This window comes from Lysobacter sp. Soil_C_15 (assembly GCF_057657315.1).
This window is the reverse complement of sequence record NZ_JBDGIR010000014.1, coordinates 62,671-80,943: the sequence shown is the minus strand read 5'-3', so window position 1 is coordinate 80,943 and position 18,273 is coordinate 62,671. Positions and strand designations below refer to the sequence as shown.

Genomic DNA, 18,273 nt, shown 5'->3' with positions numbered 1-18,273 from the left:
GTCCAACCGGGCCGCGCATCTTACAGCATCGTTTCGTTTCGTCAACCACCCGTCGAAACCGACTGCCGTACCGCGCTGCGATCAACCATCCAACCGCCGATCGGGCCGCGCATCTTACAGCATCGTTTCAGTTCGTCAACACCCACCGAAACCGCTGTTTTCTGCGCCCCTTGCAGCCGGCGAACCGCCTGCAGGGCCGCGCATCTTACAGCCTGTTCCCGATTCGTCAACCACCCGTCGAAACCGCTGTTTTCCGCGCTCCCCGAAACCGCCTTGGCGACTTCGGGCCGCGCATCTTACAGCCTGTTTCCGATTCGTCAACACTCATCGAAACCGCCGCTTTCCGCGCGCCCCCGCTGCAACACAACTCGCCTCGGGGAGCCGCACATTATGCAGACATGAATAGGGGTTGGGAAGGGGGGGGCATCGACTCGACGGAAGATTTATTCGCATCGGCGCCGCGACGGTCCGCAGGGACTGCTTTTGCGAACAGCGATGCGAATCACTGCACCGCCTGGGGGCCCTCAGCCAACCCCTCTCCCGCAAGCGGGAGAGGGGCCAGTCGCGCGGCGGGAGCGGAAGCGAAACAGGCCCGCGCGTTGCGCGGGCCTGTTCGGTTTCGCCAGGACGCTAAGGGCCGAAGCGGCCCCGCCTCAGGCGGCGACCAGCCGGATCCGAACGAAGTTGCGCCTGCCGACCGCCAACACGCCCTCGAAGCCCGGGGCGAAGGACTGCTGGGCGTCTTCGATCACGTTGCCGTCGATCCGCACCGCGCGCTCCTTGAGCTTGCGGTTGGCCTCGGAGTTGCTCGGGGTCAGCCCGGCCGCGGTCAGCAGCGCGGCGATGCGCAGGCCCTCGGCCGGCACGACCAGGTCGGTCAGCGGCAGCGAGGCGGTGTCTCCCTCGCCGCGCACCGCGGCGTTCCAGCCCGCCAGCGCCTGCTCGGCCGCGGCGGCGCCGTGGAAACGGGCGGCCAGCTCCCGCGCCAGGCGCAGCTTGAGGTCGCGCGGGTTGAGCTGGCCGGCCTCGATCTCGCCCTTCAGGCGCGCGGCCTCGGCGATCCCGATCTCGAAGCTGAGCAGGTCGATCCAGCGCCACATCAGCGCGTCGTCGATCTTCATCGTCTTGGTGACGATGTCGATCGCCGGCTCGTTGATGCCGATGTAGTTGCCCAGCGACTTGGACATCTTGTTGACGCCGTCCAGGCCTTCCAGCAGGGGCATGGTCAGCACGATCTGGGCCGGCTGGCCGTGGTGCTCCTGCAGGCCGCGGCCCATCAGCAGGTTGAACTTCTGGTCGGTGCCGCCGAGCTCGACGTCGCATTGCAGCGCCACCGAGTCGTAGCCCTGCACCAGCGGATACAGGAATTCGTGGATCGCGATCGGCTGCTGGGCGGCGTAGCGCTTGGCGAAGTCGTCGCGCTCGAGCATCCGCGCGACCGTGTGTTGGGCGGCGAGCTTGATCATGTCGGCCGAGCTCATCCGGCCGAACCATTCGGAATTGAAGCGAACCTCGGTGCGCTCCTTGTCCAGCACCTTGAACACCTGGTCGGCGTAGGTCTGGGCGTTGGCGAGCACGTCTTCGCGGGTCAGCGGCTTGCGGGTGACGTTCTTGCCGGTCGGGTCGCCGATCATCCCGGTGAAGTCGCCGATCAGGAAGATCACCTGATGCCCCAGGTCCTGGAACTGGCGCATCTTGTTGAGCAACACGGTGTGGCCGATGTGCAGATCGGGCGCGGTCGGGTCGAAGCCGGCCTTGATCCGCAGCGGGCGGCCGCCGGCTTTCATGGACGCGCTGAGTCGGGCCTCGAGTTCTTCGCGCTTGAGGATTTCGTCGGCGCCGCGGGCGATCAGATCGAGGGCTTCTTGTACGGATGTGGACACGGGGGAACTCTAAGAGGGACTCGTCGGTCGGCCGCGGCCGCGCTTTGCGCAATCGGTCACGGATTCAGGTTAATTGGGAGTTAAACGAAAACCGCCTCGTTCGATGCGAAAACCCCATTCAGCTCAAGGGTTTGACGCGTACAACTCGCGTGACTATGGTAACGCCGCAACGCGGCCTTCACACCTCGCACGAGGCATCGACCCATGACAGTACCCGAGCAGGCTTCCAGTGTGGGCGCCGAACGACGCGAACGCCTGAAAGCCCTGCGCGAGGCCGCGCTCCGACGCCCGGTGCTGGCGCGTCATATTTCCGACGGTTTCAACGGCCGCTGGTCCGGCCGGCAGTGGGTCCAGGCCGGCCTGTTCGCGACCCTGGGCATGATGGTCGCGGCGATCGTGCCGGGCTTCAGCCAACCGGCGCCGACCCTGCGCGCCCACGAGCCGCGCCAGTCGCTGGCGCTGGCCCTGCCGCCGCTGCCGTTGGCGCGGGTGCGCGGCCAGGACGGCGACAGCTGGCAGTTGGTCCGGGTCGGCCGCGGCCAGACCCTGGGCTCGGTGTTCGAGGAACTGGAGATCCCAGCCTCGACCCTGCAGAAGATTCTCGCCCAGCCCGGCGCCAAGGACGCGCTGACGCGGATGAAGCCGGGCACCGAACTGGCGTTCGACATGCCGGTCGACGGCAGCCTGCGCACCTTCCGCTACGACCGCGACGACAGCCACCGCATCGAGCTGAGCATCGCCGGCGACAAGATCTCGCAGAAGGTCATCAACCGCCCGACCGAGACCCGCACCGTGGTGCTCAGCGGCAAGGTCGGCAAGTCGCTGTTCCGGTCGGCGCGCAAGGTCGGCCTGACTCCGGCCAACATCAACACCCTGACCGACGAAATCTTCAAGTACGACATCGACTTCAACGAAGACGTCGGCGCCAACGACCGCTTCAGCGTGGTGGTCGAACAGACCTGGCGCGAGGGCGAACTGCTCAAGACCGGCCCGGTGCTGGCGGCGACCTTCACCAGCGACGGCAAGCTGCACACCGGCTTCCGCTTCGAGCGCGGCGGCAAGGCCGAGTACTTCACCGGCGACGGCCGTCCGCTGAAGAAGAGCTTCATCCGCATGCCGATTCCCTATGCCCGGCTGACCTCGGGCTTCGGTTCGCGCCGCCACCCGGTGCTGGGCCGGATCCGCATGCACACCGGCGTCGATTACGCCGCCGGCACCGGCACCCCGATCATGGCCGCCGGCGATGCGCGGGTGCAGTTCATCGGCTGGAAGGGCGGCTACGGCCGCGCGGTGATCCTCGACCACGGCCGCGGCTACACCACCCTGTACGGGCACATGTCGAACTTCGGCCGGGTCAAGCCGGGCCAGCGCATCGGCCAGGGCACGGTGATCGGCTACGTCGGCAGCTCGGGCCTGGCCACCGGCCCGCACCTGCACTACGAATTCCGCATCAACGGCGTGCACCGCAATCCGCTGTCGGTCACCATGCCGCCGCCGGAGCCGCTGAGCGGCATGGCGCTGGCCCAGTTCCGCACCCAGACCAGCGTCGCCCTGGCGCGGATCCGCCAGGTCGAGAACATCATCTACGCCGATGCCGGCCCGACGCCGGCGGCCGCGCCGGCCAAGACGGTGGCGGCGGCGAAGAAAAAGACCACGCGCGCCTGAGCGGCCGCGGCGCGCGCGCAGCGAGAGCCTCTTCGGAGGCTCTTTTGCTTTGCGCGAATTGCTAGGCTGGATGAGGCCATTCGAAGAGGCGCGCTGTGACAAAAGATCTTTCGACCCGGTCCGACGCCGGCGCAGGCCTACCGCCTTCAGGCCTTTGGGAGTTTCGTCATGGCTGAGAACTCTTCGACCCGGTCCGACGCCAGCGCGGCTTCACCGCCTTCAGGCCTTTGGGAGTTTCGTCATGGCTGAGAACTCTTCGACCCGGTCTGACGCCAGCGCGGCTTCACCGCCTTCAGGCCTTTGGGAGTTTCGTCATGGCTGAGAACTCTTCGACCCGGTCTGACACCAGCGCGGCTTCACCGCCTTCAGGCCTTTATCTTGGACTGATCTCCGGCACCAGCGCCGACGGGATCGACGCGGCGCTGGTGCGTTTCGCCGCCGGCACGCCGACCCGTTGCGAGCTGGTGCTGGGCCGCACCTATGCCTGGGAGGCGGGCTTGCGCGAACGCCTGGTCGAACTCGGCCAGGGCGGCGATGCGCGCTCGCTGGAAGAGCTGGGCACGCTCGACGTGCGGGTCGCGCAGGCCTTCGCCGACGCGGCCGCGGCGCTGATCGGCGAGGCCGGCGTGGCCGCGGACGCGGTCGCCGCGCTGGGTTCGCACGGCCAGACCGTGCGCCATCGCCCGGCCGGCGCCGGCTACGACGGCCGCCATCCCTTCACCTGGCAGATCGGCGACGGCGCGGTGATCGCCGAGCGCAGCGGCATGACCACGGTGGCCGACTTCCGCCGCCGCGATGTCGCCGCCGGCGGCCATGGCGCGCCGCTGATGCCGGCCTTCCACGCCGCCCTGCTGCACGACCCGGGCGAAGACCGGGCCGCGCTGAACCTGGGCGGGATCGCCAATTTCACCCTGCTGCCGGCGCGCGGCGAGGTGCGCGGCTTCGACACCGGGCCGGCCAACTGCTTGCTCGACGCCTGGGCGCTGCGCCACCTGGGCACGCCCTACGATGCCGACGGCCGCTTCGCCGCCTCCGGCACGGTCGATGCCGGGCTGCTCGCGCGCTTGTGCGGCGAGCCCTGGTTCGCCGAACCGCCGCCCAAGAGCACCGGACGCGAGCAGTTCCACCTGCCCTGGCTGCAGGCGCAGCTGCGCGGCGACGAGGCGCCGCAGGACGTGCAGGCGACCCTGCTCGAGCTCAGCGCGGTCACCATCGCGCAAGCGCTGCTCGCGCACCAGCCGGCGACCCGGCGGGTGCTGGCCTGCGGCGGCGGGGTGCGCAACGGCGCCCTGCTGGCGCGGATCGCCGCGCACCTGCCTGGAACGACGGTGGAGTCGACCGCGGCCTACGGCCTGGACCCGGATTTCGTCGAGGCGATGGGCTTCGCCTGGCTGGCGCGGCAGACCCTGGCCGGGCTGCCCGGCAACCTGCCCAGCGTGACCGGCGCGCGCGGCCTGCGCGTGCTCGGCTGCGTGCATCCGGCGGCCTGAGCGGCGCGTTCGGGCGACTCGGTCGACGGGGCCGGCGCTGCGAGCCGGCGCGAGCTCAGGCCGGGTCGCGGTCGAGGCGGAATTCGTCGAGCAGCTCCAGACCGCTCAGGTCCGGGCCGACGGGCTTGGGCGCGACCGGATCGGCGCGGCCGATCTTGGAGAAACCCGGGTCGCTGGGGATGCCTTCCAGCGCCGCGATGGCCTGCTGCAGGGCGATCGCGTCGGAATCGTCGAAACGGCCGACCATCTCGGCCTCGACCGCGAACAGACCGCTCTCGATCAGGTACAGCGCGGTCCGCGGCAAGCTCCAGCCGCGCGCTTCCGCGACCCGGCGGACGCGGTCGGCCAGCACGCTGTCGAGGTTGTGGAGAATGATGTCGGTCACTGCCGGGAAAGGTGCCACCGCACACTGGTGACCGCAACACAAAGTTGGCGGATTCGTGTTCAGGTACTCGACTGCCGCCCGCCACGCGCCGTTCCGGCACGGCCTTGACGCCGCTTCGGCCAGGCGGCGGGCGTGCCGTTCAGCCGCCTTGCGCGACCGCGGCCGGCGGCCGGCGCAACGCCAGCACGGCGCACAGCACCAGGGCCGGCAGGCCGATCAGCGCGGTGCCGACGAAGAACAGCGAATAGGCCTCGAGCAGGCTGCGGTCCAGCGCCAGATGCTCCACCGCCACCCCGGACAGTCCCTTGAGCAGCTTGCCGAGCAAGGCATAGAACGAGCTCAGCAGGGCGTACTGGGTGGCGGTGTAGCCGAGGTTGGTCAGGCTCGACATGTAGCCGACCAGAGCCACCCCGGCGTAGCCGTTGCAGAAGTTGTCGATCACCATCGCCGCGGTGAACACGCCGGGGTCGTTGCCGTGCATGGCCAGGTAGGCGAAGGCCAGGTTCGAGCCCGGGCCGAGCACCGCGCCGGCCAGCAGGGTCGGGACGAAGCCGAAACGCACCGCGGTCAGGCCGGCCACGGCGACCCCGGCGATGGTCGCGACCAGACCGAACGAGCCGCGCACCGCGCCGACGGTTTCCTTGGCTACGCCCAGGTCGGCATAGAACGGATTGGCCATCGGCCCGAACAGGAAATCCGGCAGGCGGTACAGGCTGATGGTCAGCAGCATCAGCAGGGCCCATTGGCCGTGCTGGCGGAAGAAGGCCACGAACGGGCCGACCACCGCGTCGAACAGGCCCTGGACCGAGAACAGCGCCGGATGCGGCGTGGCCGCGGCCTGCAGCGAAGCGGCCGGTTCGCGCGCGGCCAGGGTCGCCAGCACGCCGACGCCCATCAGCGCCGCCATCGCGCCGTAGGACAGCGACCAGCCGGCCTGCGCGGCCAGGATCAGGATCAGCGAGTCGGTGACCAGCAGCGCGCCGCGGTAGCCCAGGGTCGAGGTCGAGGTCAGCAGGCCCTGCTGCTCGGGGCTGGAGGCGCTCTCGATGCGCCAGGCATCGATGACGATGTCCTGGGTCGCCGAGGCGAACGCGACCACCAGCGCCAGCGCGCCGAACACCAGCAACTGGTTCAGCGCCACCCCGCCGAGCAGCAGCTGGCCCTGGCGCGGCTCGACCAGGGCCATGCCGACCAACGCCGCGGCGGCGACCGCCTGGCTCAGCAGCATCCAACCGCGACGCCGGCCCAGCCAGCGCCCGAGCAGCGGCGCGTCGAGCTTGTCGACCAGCGGCGCCCAGAGGAACTTCAGCGAATAAGCCAGGCCGACCCAGGACAGGAAGCCGATCGTCGACAACTCGATGCCGTTCTCGCGCATCCAGAAGCCGAGGGTGTTGCCGACCAGGTAGATCGGGATGCCCGAGCTGAACCCGAGCAACAGCATCACCAGCACCTTGGGCTCGCGCAGGTTGGCCAGCACCAGGCGCCAGCCCTTGCGCGCCGGCGCCGGCGCCGCCGCGCGCGCGCCCGCGGCGCCGGCCTCAGAGGTCATAGTCGACGACGAACGGGGCGTGGTCGGAGAAGCGCGGTTCCTTCAGGATCGAACAGCCGCGCAGCCGCTCGCGCAGGCTCGGGGTGGCGAACTGGTAGTCGATCCGCCAACCCACGTCGTTGGCGCGCGCCGCGCCGCGGTTGCTCCACCAGGTGTAGTCCTGGCCCTCGGCCTTGAGCGTGCGGTAGGCGTCGACCCAGCCGCTGTCGTCGGCGCACACGCCGTTGAGCCAGTCGCGCTCGGGCGGCAGGCAGCCGGAGTTCTTCTGGTTGCTGGTCCAGTTCTTGATGTCCAGGCGGCTGCGCACGATGTTCCAGTCGCCGCACAGCACGTAGTCGCGGCCGCTGGCCAGCCACTGGTCGAGAATGGGTTTCAGCCATTCCATGACCTCGAACTTGAAGCCCTGGCGCAGCTCGCCGGACGAGCCGGACGGGATGTAGAACGAGACCACGCTCAGATTGCCGTAGCGCGCCTCGATGTAGCGGCCCTCGTCGTCGAACGGGGCCCAGCCCAGCGCGGTGCGGACCTCGTCCGGCTCGCGTCTGGAGTAGATCGCCACGCCGCTGTAGCCCTTCTTGGTGATCGCGTCACGGAAGAAGGCGTGGTAGCCGTCGGGGAGGAATTGCGGACCGGCGAGCTGGTGTTCCTGGGCCTTGGTTTCCTGAACGCAGAGCACGTCGGCGTCCTGGGTCTTGAACCAATCGAAGAAGCCCTTGGTCGCGGCCGAGCGCAGACCGTTGGCGTTGAAGCTGATGATGCGCATGCGCGCTCCACGTCAGGGGTGCGGGGATCATAACAACGGGCACGGGTATCATGCCGGCCATGTCCTCGCCCACGGCCTTCCCGACCGCCCCGCCGCCGGCGACCGCCGATGCGCCCGTGCGCGTGGCGGCGGTCGACGCCGCGCTGGCGCCGGCGGTGCGGGCGTTGCGGGTCGCGGCGGAGCAATCGCCCTTCGTCGGCGACACCGGCGCCAACCTCGATCAGGCCCTGGCCGACCCGGCCAGCGAAGCGATGGCGATCCTCGCCGGCGAACGGGTGGTCGGCTTCTACCGGCTGGACTTCGCCGCGGCCGCGATCGCCGGCCGGGTCTTCGCCGAGCCCAGCGTCGGCCTGCGCTCCTACCTCATCGACCGCGACGCGCAAGGCCGCGGCTACGGCCGCGCCGCCATCGCCGCCTGCTGCGACGACCTGCGCCGGCGCCATCCGCAGCGGCGCCTGCTGGCCCTGACCGTCAACCTCCGCAATGCCGCCGCCATCGCCGCCTACCGCAAGGCCGGCTTCGCCGACACCGGCGAGCTCTACCTCGGCGGCGATGCCGGCCCTCAGCACCTGATGCTGCTGCGCCTGCAGCCCGAAGCCGCTCCCTCCTCCCCCGACTCCGCCTCAGACGCCCCATGACCGACCACCGCTCCCGCTTCCTGCAACTCGCGCTCCAGGCCCAGGCCCTGCGCTTCGGCGAATTCACCCTGAAATCCGGCAGGGTCAGCCCGTACTTCTTCAACGCCGGCCGGTTCGACTCGGGCGCGGCGCTGGCCGGCCTGGCCGCCTGCTATGCCGACGCGGTGGAGGACGCCGGCCTGCAGTTCGACCTGCTGTTCGGCCCGGCCTACAAGGGCATTCCGCTGGCGACCGCGCTGGGCTGCGAGTACGCGCGCCGCGGCCGCGACCTGCCGCTGGCGTTCAACCGCAAGGAAGCCAAGGCCCACGGCGAGGGCGGCACCCTGATCGGCGCGCCCCTGGCCGGCCGCCGGGTGCTGATCGTCGACGACGTGATCACCGCCGGCACCGCGATCCGCGAAGCGCTGGGCCTGATCGGCGCGGCCGGCGGCGAAGTGGCCGGAATAGTGATCGCCCTGGACCGCCAGGAAGCCGTGGACCCGGCCCAATCCCGACGCTCGGCGGCAGAAACTGTCGCAATCGAACACGCTCTGCCGGTGGTCGCGATCGCCAGCCTCGACGATCTGCTGGCCTTCACCGGCGAAAGCGCGGAGTTCTCCACGCAACGCGAACGCCTGCTGGCCTACCGTGCCGCCTACGGCCGCGGCGACGCGGCCTGAGTCCGGTCCGCGGCGGCGTCGCGCACCGAAATCGTGACGCAATCTGCAGTCGCTCGCGACCGGGGTGGCCCGACTCTTGCTTGGCTTTGCTCGAATGACCGCGGGTTCCGACGGTACGAGGGCGCTATGAACCGAATCCCATCCCTGACCGCGACTGCCGTGCTGCTGGCGCTGGCCTTGCCGTTCGCCGCCGGCGCACAGGAGCAGACCGCGAAGAAGAAGCTGTACTGCTGGAACGAGGGCGGGCGCAAGGTCTGCGGCGACGCGCTGCCGGCCACCGCGGTCGACAGCGCGCGCACCGAGATCAGCTCGCGCAGCGGCCTGCCGCTGGGCCAGGTCGGGCGCGCCCTGACCCCGGAAGAGCGCATCGCCGCCGACCAGGCCGCGCGCGCGGCGCGCAGCGCGGCCTTGGCGGAAGAGGCGAAGAAGCGCCGCGACCACGCCATGGCCGAGTCGTATTCGACCGAGGAAGAGCTGCGGAATTCTTTCCAGGAACGGATCATCCTGCTCGACGAGACGGTCAAGGCCTCCCAGCTCGGCATCGAAGGCCGGCGCCAGACCCTGCTGAGCCTGCTGCGCAAGGCCGGCGAGGCCGAGCTGGGCAGCAAGCCGGTCGACAAGTCGCTGGCCGACAACATCCGCCACCAGCACGACGAACTGCTGCGCCAGCAGGACCTGCTCAAGCAGCAACAGGTCGAGCGCAGCCTGGCCGACGAGGACCTGGCCACCGCCCTGCTGCGCTACCAGTCGATGCGCAAGCGTCCCGGCCAGGGCTGAGCCGCCGCCGGCCGCGACCGCTCGCCGACGCCGGCCCCCGAAACGAAAAACGCCGCGGCGAAGCCGCGGCGTTTTTCGTCTGTCCGCCGGGCGGTGGCGCGGCTTAGAACGGCAACGCCAGGTCCGGCTTGAGCGCCAGCAACTGCTCGCGGAACGCGTCCTGGATCCGCTTCAGCGCATCGGCGCTGTCGGCGTCGAAGCGCATCACCAGGATCGGCGTGGTGTTGGACGCGCGCACCAGGCCCCAGCCGTCGCTGAAGTCGACCCGCAGACCGTCGATGGTCGACAGCCGCGCGCCTTCGAAGCTGGCCTCGTTGCGGAAGCGCTCGACGAAGCTGTGCGGGTCGCCGTTCGGCGCGTCGACCTTGATCTCCGGGGTCGAGACGCCGTTGGGCAGGGCGTTGAGGGTCTCGCTCGGGCTCTGCGGCTGCGCGGCGAGGATCTCAAGCAGTCGCGCGGCCGAGTAGATGCCGTCGTCGAAGCCGTACCAGCGCTCCTTGAAGAAGAAGTGGCCGCTCATCTCGCCGGCCAGTTCGGCGTCGGTCTCGCGCATCTTGGCCTTGATCAGCGAATGCCCGGTCTTCCACATCAGCGGGCTGCCGCCGTGGCGCAGGATATGGCCCGGCAGGCGGCCGGTGCACTTGACGTCGTAGATGATCATCGCGCCCGGGTTGCGTTCCAGCACGTCGGCCGCGAACAGCATCAGCAGGCGATCCGGGAACACGTTCTGGCCGTCGCGGGTGACCACGCCGAGACGGTCGCCGTCGCCGTCGAAGGCGATGCCCAGATCGGCGTTGAGCCGGCCGACCATCTTGATCAGGTCGACCAGGTTGTGCGGTTCGCTCGGATCGGGGTGGTGGTTGGGGAATTCGCCGTCGATCTCGCAGTACAGCGGGGTCACTTCCGCGCCGATCGCCGCCAGCACGCGCGGGCCGACGTCGCCGGCGACGCCGTTGCCGGCGTCGACCACGATCTTGAGCGGACAGTCGATCTGGATGTCCGAGGCGATGCGCTGGACGTAGTCCTCGGAAATATCGCGATGGGTCAGTTGGCCCGGCTCGGACGCGGTGTACAGGCGGCCGCCGACGATGCGGCGGTAGAGATCGGTGATGGCGTCGCCGGACAGGGTCTCGCCGCCGACCACGATCTTGAAGCCGTTGTAGTCCGGCGGATTGTGGCTGCCGGTGACCGAGACGCAGGAACCGGCGCGCAGGTGGTAGGCGCCGAAGTACACCACCGGGGTCGGCGCCAGGCCGATGTCGACGACGTTGCGCCCGGCCTTGCGCAGGCCGGCGATCAGGCCTTCGATCATCGACGGGCCCGACAGGCGGCCGTCGCGGCCGACCACGATCTCGCTGAGCCCCTGCTCGTGCATCACCGAACCGATGGCGTGGCCGATCTGCTCGGCGACGCCCGGATCGAGGCTGCGCCCGATCACGCCGCGGATGTCGTAGGCGCGGAAGATGCCCGGATCGACGGCCAGGGGGCCGGAAACAGCGGCTTGCGGGGAATGGGTCACGTCGGAGGCGTCCGTCGGCTGGGGAGAGGCCGATATGGTCTCAGCCAGCGTCTGAACCGGACCTTCGTCCACCACCGTCAGCGGCGCGTTGAAGCGTTGACGCAGGCGCGCGAGCACGAACCCGAGCACGGCCAGGATCACCGCAGCGATAAAACACGGAATGGCGCCCAGGCCGAACGGACCGCCGGCCACGTCCGGGACCGCCGCGGCCACGCGCAGGTCGCTGCCGGGGATCTTCGCCGCCAACGCTTCGGCGCCGTTGCCGAGCGTCGTGTCGCCGCGCTCGATCGCGCTGAAGCCGCCCTGGCGCAGGGCCAGATAGCTGCTGCCGTCGACCGGCGCGTTCTCCAGCGCGGCGCTGATGCGCTGCAAGGGCAGCTGCAGATACGCCACGCCGATCAGCTGTTCGCCGACCCGGACCGGCGCCGCCAGCGCCAGCACCGATTTGCCGCCGTCGCGCACGATCGACGCCATCGGCTTGTCGGCGACCATCGCCGCCTCCATCGCCGCGAGCCGGCCGTAACCGCCCTTGGGCAACTGGGCGTAATCGGCGGCCAGATCCTGGGCCAGCACCTGGCCGTTGCTGGCGCCTTCCCAGCCGCGGGTCAGCTGGGCCGAGGCGGCGGCGAAATCGCCGGCCTGCAAGGCGGCCTGCATCTCCGCGGCGGCCAGGCGTTCGCGCAGACGCTTGTGTTCGACACCGAGCGCGCTGTGCGCCTCGGCCACCGCCTGATCGCGCAACTGGCTCACGTCGGCGCGGCGCTGGGCATCGACGTGCTGCTGCACGCCGCTCCAGCCGAACCACAGCGCCAGCACCAGGCTGAGCGCGGCCAACGGCACCAGCGCCGGCTTGAGCTGCGCGGCGTTGATCTGCGGCTTTTCCATCTTCAGATCGACCATTCCAAGATCCTTTCCCCTGTCTGTGCTACGCGCACGACCCATTCAGTGTGCACCGGAGGCAGCGACGGATTCCGTCGACTACGCCTCGCGCCGCGCTCGCGGATCGCGCGCCCCGCACATACCTAGCAGGTTGCGTGCCAGCGCCGCGCCGATGCCGGACCCGGCTCAGCGCACCCCGGTATGGCCGAAGCCGCCGGCGCCGCGGTCGCTGGCTTCGAACTCGTCCACCACCTGCAGGCTGGCGCGCACGATCGGCAGCACCACCAGTTGGGCGATCCGGTCCCCCGGCTGCATCGTAAAAGCCTCGCGGCCCCGATTCCACACGCTGATCAGCAGCGGCCCCTGGTAATCGGCGTCGATCAGGCCGGTGCCGTTGCCGAGCACGATGCCGTGCTTATGGCCCAGCCCGGAGCGCGGCAGGATCACCGCGCACAGGCCCGGGTCGCCGAGGTGGATCGCCAGGCCCGAGGGCACCAGGGCGGTGTCGCCGGGGTTCAGGACCAGGGCCTGGTCCAGCGCGGCGCGCAGGTCCAGGCCGGCGCTGGCCGCGGTGGCGTAGCTCGGCAGCGGCCATTGACTGCCGTGGCGCGGGTCGAGGATCTTGATTTCGAGGGTGTGGTGCATCGCAAGCGATCCGCAGGAAGAGGAGGGGACGGCCGGCCCGCTGGGCGAGGCCGGAGCGGGGGCCGGAACGGGGGGCTGCACGAAGGCCGCGCGCGCGGCCGCGGCGGGACCGGCGCGCCGCTCAGGCCGGCCAGCGTTCCAGGATCAGGTCGAGCAGGCGGTCGGCCAGCTCGATCTTGGGCGCCGGACCCAGCGCGCGTTCGCCGCCGCGCCAGTACACGGTCAAGGCGTTGTCGTCGCTTTCGAAGCCGCTGCCGGCGACGCCGACACGGTTGGCGGCGATCAGGTCGACGCGCTTCTTCTCCAGCTTGCCGCGGGCGTAGAACTCGACGTCGTGGGTCTCGGCGGCGAAGCCGACCACCAGGGTCGGCCGCTGCGCATGCGCCGCGACCTCGGCCAGGATGTCCGGCGTGCGCACCAGCGCCAGGGTCAGTTGCTCGTCCTTTTTCTTGATCTTGCCCGGAGCGATCTCGGCCGGCGCGTAGTCGGCCACCGCGGCCGCGCCGATGTAGGCGTCGGCCGGCAGCGCGCCGATCACCGCCTCGCGCATCTGCCGCGCCGAGCGCACGTCGATCCGCCGCACCCCGGCCGGGGTCGGCAGCGATACCGGGCCGGCGATCAGGGTCGCTTCGGCGCCGCGTTGCGCCGCGGCCTGGGCGATGGCGAAGCCCATCTTGCCGCTGCTGCGGTTGCCGATGAAGCGGACCGGATCGATGTCCTCGTAGGTCGGGCCGGCGCTGATCAGCAGCCGGCGCCCGGCCAGATCGCGCCCGTCGAGTCCGGCGCCGCTCATGCGCGGGCTCCGGCCAGCGCGGCGACCAGTTCGTGCGGTTCCAGCAGCCGGCCCGGTCCGGACTCGGGCTCGGCCATGCGGCCCTCGCCCGGGCCGAAGAAGCTCACCCCGCGGCTGCGCAGCGTGGCGACGTTGGCCTGGGTGGCCGGATGGCCCCACATGCGGTGGTTCATCGCCGGGGCGATCGCCACCGGCGCCTCGGAGGCCAGGCACAGGGTGCTGATCAGGTCGTCGGCGAAGCCATGGGCGAGCTTGGCGATCATGTCGGCGGTGGCCGGCGCGATCAGGATCGTTTGCGCCCAGCGCGCCAGTTCGATATGGCCCATCGCCAGTTCGGCGGCCTCGTCCCACAGCGAGCTGCGCACCGGGTGGCCGGACAGGGCCTGGAAGGTCGCGGCGCCGACGAAGCGGGTCGCGTTCTCGGTCATCGCCACGCGCACCTGGGCGCCGGCGTCCTGCAGGCGCCGCACCAGCTCGGCGGCCTTGTAGGCGGCGATGCCGCCGCAGACGCAGAGCAAAATGCGCTGATCGCGCAGCGTCGGTTGGGAATCTGGCGCCATGTTCGGCAGGGGCTCGTTCGATGTGGTGCGGACAGCGGACACTGGGCGAGAGGGCGTGATGCGGCCGAGACGGCGGCCGCGTCGGCGTATCCCTACCCCGGCCCGGGCACCTAGCTTACCCGATGCGCCGAATCGGCCCGATGGCCGCCGCGGCCGGCGCCGCCGACCCTGCAGGCATGAGAATCCACGAATGGCCCAGCGCGGAACGGCCGCGCGAAAAGCTCCTCGCCCGCGGTGCCGGCGCATTGTCCGACGCGGAGCTGCTGGCGATCTTCCTCGGCTCCGGCCTGCGCGGCCAGGACGCGGTAGGCACCGCCCGCGCCCTGCTCGGCGCGCACGGCCCGCTGCGCGAACTGCTCGAACAACCGCCGGCCCAGCTGATGCGCATGCGCGGCATCGGCGCCGCCCGGGCCTGCGCGCTCAAGGCGGCGCTGGAACTGGCCGCGCGCAGCCTGCGCGCCGAACTCGAGCGCGGTGCCGCGCTGTCCGACCCGGGCTCGGCCGGGCTGTACTTCGCCCAACGCCTGCGCGGCCTGCAGCACGAGGTGTTCGCGGCGATGTTCCTGGACGCGCGGCACCGGGTGATCGGCTTCGAGGAACTGTTCCATGGCACGGTCGACGGCGCGGAAGTGCATCCGCGCGAGGTCGCCAGGCGCGCCCTGCAACGCAATGCCGCGGCGGTCATCGTCGGCCACAACCACCCCAGCGGCAACGCCGAGCCCAGCCAGGCCGACCGCCAGGTCACCTTGCGGTTGCGCCATGCCCTGTCCCTGGTCGATGTGCGCCTGCTGGATCACTTCGTGGTCGGCGACGGCCGGCCGGTGTCGATGGCCGAGCGCGGCTGGATGTGAGGGGCGGAGGAACGAGTGCGCAGGAGCGAGGAACGAGTAGGCAGCCGGGGCGTTGAGATGGGCGGGCGGCATGAGCGCGGGGGCTCCGGCAGGCGGCTGTGGCGAACCGTGACGTCGTCGGGTGGCCCCCGGCCCTTCACTCGCTCCTCACTTCTCTGCGCTCATTCCTGTTTCCAAGCGGCCGCCCGGGCGCCGGCGGATGCTAGTAAAATGCGCGGTTCCGTAACGCCCGCGAACGCGCCCAATCCCGTGAAAGCCACCCTTCAAGCGCTCGTCGCGCAGGCCATCGACGCCCTGCGCTCCGCCGGCACCCTGCCGGCCGATCTGCCCGCGCCCGATTTCGTCATCGAGCGTCCCAAGACCCGCGCCCAGGGCGACTTCTCCACCAACGCCGCGATGCTGCTGGCCAAGCCGGCGCGGGCCAACCCGCGCGAGATCGCGCAGAAGCTGGTCGACGCGCTGCCCGCCAGCGCCGACATCGCCCGGGTCGAGATCGCCGGGCCGGGCTTCATCAACTTCCACATCGACGAATCCGCCTGGCGCCGCCAGCTCGGCGAGGTGTTCGCCGACGGCGCCGATTACGGCCGCAACGCCAGCGGCGGCGGCCGCCGCGCCGGGGTCGAGTTCGTCTCCGCCAACCCGACCGGCCCGCTGCACGTCGGCCACGGCCGCGCCGGCGTGATCGGCGACTGCATCGCCCGCGTGCTCGACGCCAACGGCTGGAGCGTGGCGCGCGAGTACTACTACAACGACGCCGGCGTGCAGATCAACAATCTGGCGGTCTCGACCCAGCTGCGCGCGCGCGGCTTCAAGCCCGGCGACGAAGGCTGGCCGGAATCGGCCTACAACGGCGACTACATCGCCGACGTCGCCCGCGCCTACCTCGATCGCGCCACGGTCGAGTTCGAGAACCACGCCGTCACCGGCAAGGGCGACATCGACGACCTCGACGCGATCCGCCAGTTCGCCGTGGCCTACCTGCGCCGCGAGCAGAACGAGGACCTGGCCGCGTTCGGAGTCGGCTTCGACGTCTACTTCCTGGAAAGCTCGCTGTACGAGCAGGACAAGGTCGAGGAAACCGTGCGCGAGTTGGTCGCGCACGGCCACACCTACGAGGAAGGCGGCGCGCTGTGGCTGCGCAGCACCGACTTCGGCGACGACAAAGACCGGGTGATGCGCAAGTCCGACGGCACCTACACCTACTTCGTCCCGGACGTCGCCTACCACCTGAGCAAGTGGCAGCGCGGCTACCAACGCGCGATCACCGAGCTGGGTTCGGACCACCACGGCAGCCTGGCCCGCGTGCGTGCGGGCCTGCAGGCGCTGGACCAGGGCATCCCGCAGGGCTGGCCGGAGTACGTGCTGCACCAGATGGTCACGGTGATGCGCGGCGGCGAGGAAGTGAAACTGTCCAAGCGCGCCGGCAGCTACCTGACCCTGCGCGACCTGATCGACGAGGCCGGCCGCGATGCGGTGCGCTGGTTCCTGGTCGCGCGCAAGCCCGATTCGCAGCTGACCTTCGACATCGACCTGGCGCGCTCGCAGTCGCTCGACAACCCGGTCTACTACGTGCAGGTCTCGCATGCGCGCATGTGCGGCCTGATGCGCCAGCTGGCCGAGCGCGGCCTCAGCTACGACCAGGCCGACGGACTGGCCCAGCCGCTGGACCTGAACGACGCCGCCGCGCACGAGCTGGTGGTCACCTTGCTGCGCTATCGCGACGTGGTCGCGGCCGCCGGACGCGACCTGGAACCGCACCAGATCGCCGCTTATCTGCTGGAATTGGCGCAGACCTTCCAGACGTATTACAACGATCACCAGTTCCTGGTCGACGACGCCCGCCTACGCCACGCGCGCCTGGTCCTGGCGATGGCGACCAAGCAGATCCTGGCGAACGGTCTCGAGCTATTGGGGGTCCAGGCCCCGGAGGTGATGTAAGTGGCAGCACGACGCGGAAAGTCCCAGGCCAAGCGCAACCACCAGAGCAACGAGAGCCTGCCCGGCTGGGCCTGGGGCGTGCTCGGGCTGTTGCTGGGCGTGGTGTTGATCCTGGTCGCGCCGAAGTTCCTCAAGTCCGAAGGCGACGGTTTCTTCCGTCCCCAGCCCAACCCCGACGCGCAGCCGGCGGCGGTGTCCGCCGACGAGGAATCGGTCGCGCCGGAAGGCGACGCGCCGGCTCGGCCGGCCGGCGAGCGCGCCCGGCCCGCCCAGGGCGAGGCGAAGAACGCCGACGCCAAGGACGCCACCGACTACGACTTCTACACCCTGCTGCCGGGCAAGGAAGTCGAGATGAGCGACGCCGAGCTGGCCGCGACCGAGGCCGCCGAGGAACAACGCCGCGCCTCCCAGCGCCGCGCCAACCAGGCCGCGACGACCCAGATCGCGGCGAACGGACAGGCCGCGCCGGCGACGGCGCCCACGCCCTCGCGTCCGCTGCCGGCGCCGGTCGCGTCCACGGCGCCGGCCGCCGCCCAACCGGTCCAGAACGCGCCGGCGACGGCCAGCCTGCCCAAGCCGGTGGACAGCATCGCCCCGCCGCCGGCACGGCCCGCCGCCGCGGCCCAGGTCGCCACGGCCACGCCCACCGCAACGGCGCCGAAGCCGCCGGCCGTGTCGGCCAGCCAGGGCGCGCCGGCCAAGCCGGACGCCGCGGTCGACGACAAGACCCGCTATCTGCTCCAGGCCGGCGCCTTCCAGGCGTCCGGACAGGCCGAAGAGATGAAGGCCAAGATCGCCATGCTCGGTCTCGGCGCGCGGGTCGAGTCGGCGCAGATCGGCGGCAAGACCGTGTACCGCGTGCGCATGGGCCCCTACGGCACCGCCGGCGATCTGGCCGAAGCCAAGCGCAAGCTCGCCGACGGCGGCCTGCCGGGGATGGCCATCAAGGTCCAGTAACAGCGCCGCGGCCACGCGGACGCCGTACAGGCCGGGCCCAGCGCCCGGCCTTTTCGTTTCCGCCCCTCGGCATTGCGCCCGAGCCCACGACCGCGGGCCGCAGGTTCGAACTCCGTCCTCGCTGGCGACGCCGATCGAGGGCGAGCCCGCAGCGACGCGCCGGCGCCGGCGGGCCGCAGCACGCAAGTCGCGCCGCGAAAGTGACGCCGCACGTCGGCGCAGCGACGCCTTCCGGCAGTGCGCCCGGTCACAGCGCGACGCCGGTCACCTTGAACGTCACATGTGGCCCATTAGACTGCGCCGGCTAGTCGTCGTTGGGGAA

Annotated in this window: 14 protein-coding genes and 1 pseudogene; 8 read left to right on the top strand and 7 right to left on the bottom strand. The window is 70.6% G+C overall.

What is annotated here, in order from left to right; all coding sequences use genetic code 11:
* Window positions 1–653: 653 nt before the first annotated feature.
* The gene (gene tyrS / locus AC3A57_RS22095) at window positions 654–1,883 is read right to left on the bottom strand and encodes a tyrosine--tRNA ligase (protein ID WP_487580861.1); all 1,230 of its coding nucleotides are present in this window, start codon (window positions 1,881–1,883) and stop codon (window positions 654–656) included.
* Between the two features lie 204 nt (window positions 1,884–2,087).
* Between tyrS and AC3A57_RS22090 the strand changes: the two genes are divergently transcribed.
* Window positions 2,088–3,548: a peptidoglycan DD-metalloendopeptidase family protein gene (locus AC3A57_RS22090; protein WP_487580860.1), complete on the top strand. Its 1,461-nt coding sequence runs from the start codon at window positions 2,088–2,090 to the stop codon at window positions 3,546–3,548.
* Between the two features lie 314 nt (window positions 3,549–3,862).
* On the top strand, window positions 3,863–5,038 hold the full coding sequence (locus tag AC3A57_RS22085) for an anhydro-N-acetylmuramic acid kinase (RefSeq protein ID WP_487580859.1): 1,176 nt from the start codon (window positions 3,863–3,865) through the stop codon (window positions 5,036–5,038).
* A 55-nt stretch (window positions 5,039–5,093) separates the two neighbouring features.
* On the opposite strand, the gene AC3A57_RS22080 is transcribed toward AC3A57_RS22085, so the two are convergent.
* The 3 genes from AC3A57_RS22080 to AC3A57_RS22070 form a co-directional block, all read right to left on the bottom strand.
* Window positions 5,094–5,423, bottom strand: a complete 330-nt coding sequence (locus AC3A57_RS22080) for a hypothetical protein (protein ID WP_487580858.1) — start codon at window positions 5,421–5,423, stop codon at window positions 5,094–5,096.
* A gap of 139 nt (window positions 5,424–5,562) precedes the next feature.
* Window positions 5,563–6,972 carry an AmpG family muropeptide MFS transporter gene (locus tag AC3A57_RS22075; RefSeq protein WP_487580857.1) on the bottom strand — a complete coding sequence of 470 codons (1,410 nt, stop codon included), beginning with the start codon at window positions 6,970–6,972 and terminating at the stop codon, window positions 5,563–5,565.
* Complete coding sequence (locus AC3A57_RS22070; RefSeq protein ID WP_487580856.1) at window positions 6,962–7,735, bottom strand: exodeoxyribonuclease III; 774 nt, start codon at window positions 7,733–7,735, stop codon at window positions 6,962–6,964. The genes AC3A57_RS22075 and AC3A57_RS22070 overlap by 11 nt, the downstream gene beginning before the upstream one ends.
* 59 nt (window positions 7,736–7,794) lie before the next feature.
* On the opposite strand from AC3A57_RS22070, the gene AC3A57_RS22065 reads away from it, so the two are divergent.
* The 3 genes from AC3A57_RS22065 (at window position 7,795) to AC3A57_RS22055 (ending at window position 9,809) form a co-directional block, all read left to right on the top strand.
* The gene (locus AC3A57_RS22065; RefSeq protein WP_221671007.1) at window positions 7,795–8,373 is read left to right on the top strand and encodes a GNAT family N-acetyltransferase; all 579 of its coding nucleotides are present in this window, start codon (window positions 7,795–7,797) and stop codon (window positions 8,371–8,373) included.
* The gene (pyrE, locus tag AC3A57_RS22060; protein WP_487580855.1) at window positions 8,370–9,032 is read left to right on the top strand and encodes an orotate phosphoribosyltransferase; all 663 of its coding nucleotides are present in this window, start codon (window positions 8,370–8,372) and stop codon (window positions 9,030–9,032) included. Before AC3A57_RS22065 ends, pyrE begins: the two co-directional genes overlap by 4 nt.
* Window positions 9,033–9,158: 126 nt before the next feature.
* Window positions 9,159–9,809 carry a hypothetical protein gene (locus AC3A57_RS22055; RefSeq protein WP_487580854.1) on the top strand — a complete coding sequence of 217 codons (651 nt, stop codon included), beginning with the start codon at window positions 9,159–9,161 and terminating at the stop codon, window positions 9,807–9,809.
* A gap of 103 nt (window positions 9,810–9,912) precedes the next feature.
* Here the strand turns inward: AC3A57_RS22055 and AC3A57_RS22050 are convergent, their stop codons facing one another.
* The 3 genes and pseudogenes from AC3A57_RS22050 to coaBC all read right to left on the bottom strand — a co-directional run bounded on the left by AC3A57_RS22050 (window position 9,913) and on the right by coaBC (window position 14,205).
* Window positions 9,913–12,213, bottom strand: a complete 2,301-nt coding sequence (locus AC3A57_RS22050) for a phosphomannomutase/phosphoglucomutase (RefSeq protein ID WP_487580863.1) — start codon at window positions 12,211–12,213, stop codon at window positions 9,913–9,915.
* A gap of 180 nt (window positions 12,214–12,393) precedes the next feature.
* Window positions 12,394–12,852: a dUTP diphosphatase gene (gene dut / locus AC3A57_RS22045; RefSeq protein ID WP_487580853.1), complete on the bottom strand. Its 459-nt coding sequence runs from the start codon at window positions 12,850–12,852 to the stop codon at window positions 12,394–12,396.
* Between the two features lie 121 nt (window positions 12,853–12,973).
* Window positions 12,974–14,205, bottom strand: a pseudogene (gene coaBC, locus AC3A57_RS22040) (bifunctional phosphopantothenoylcysteine decarboxylase/phosphopantothenate--cysteine ligase CoaBC).
* A 176-nt stretch (window positions 14,206–14,381) separates the two neighbouring features.
* Between coaBC and radC the strand changes: the two are divergent.
* From radC to AC3A57_RS22025, 3 genes are all read left to right on the top strand, one after another.
* Entirely contained in the window at window positions 14,382–15,056 is a 675-nt protein-coding gene (radC, locus tag AC3A57_RS22035) for a RadC family protein (RefSeq protein WP_221671003.1), read from the top strand.
* A gap of 249 nt (window positions 15,057–15,305) precedes the next feature.
* Entirely contained in the window at window positions 15,306–16,994 is a 1,689-nt protein-coding gene (gene argS, locus AC3A57_RS22030; protein WP_487580852.1) for an arginine--tRNA ligase, read from the top strand.
* Window positions 16,995–17,951 carry an SPOR domain-containing protein gene (locus AC3A57_RS22025; protein WP_487580851.1) on the top strand — a complete coding sequence of 319 codons (957 nt, stop codon included), beginning with the start codon at window positions 16,995–16,997 and terminating at the stop codon, window positions 17,949–17,951.
* Window positions 17,952–18,273: the final 322 nt, after the last annotated feature.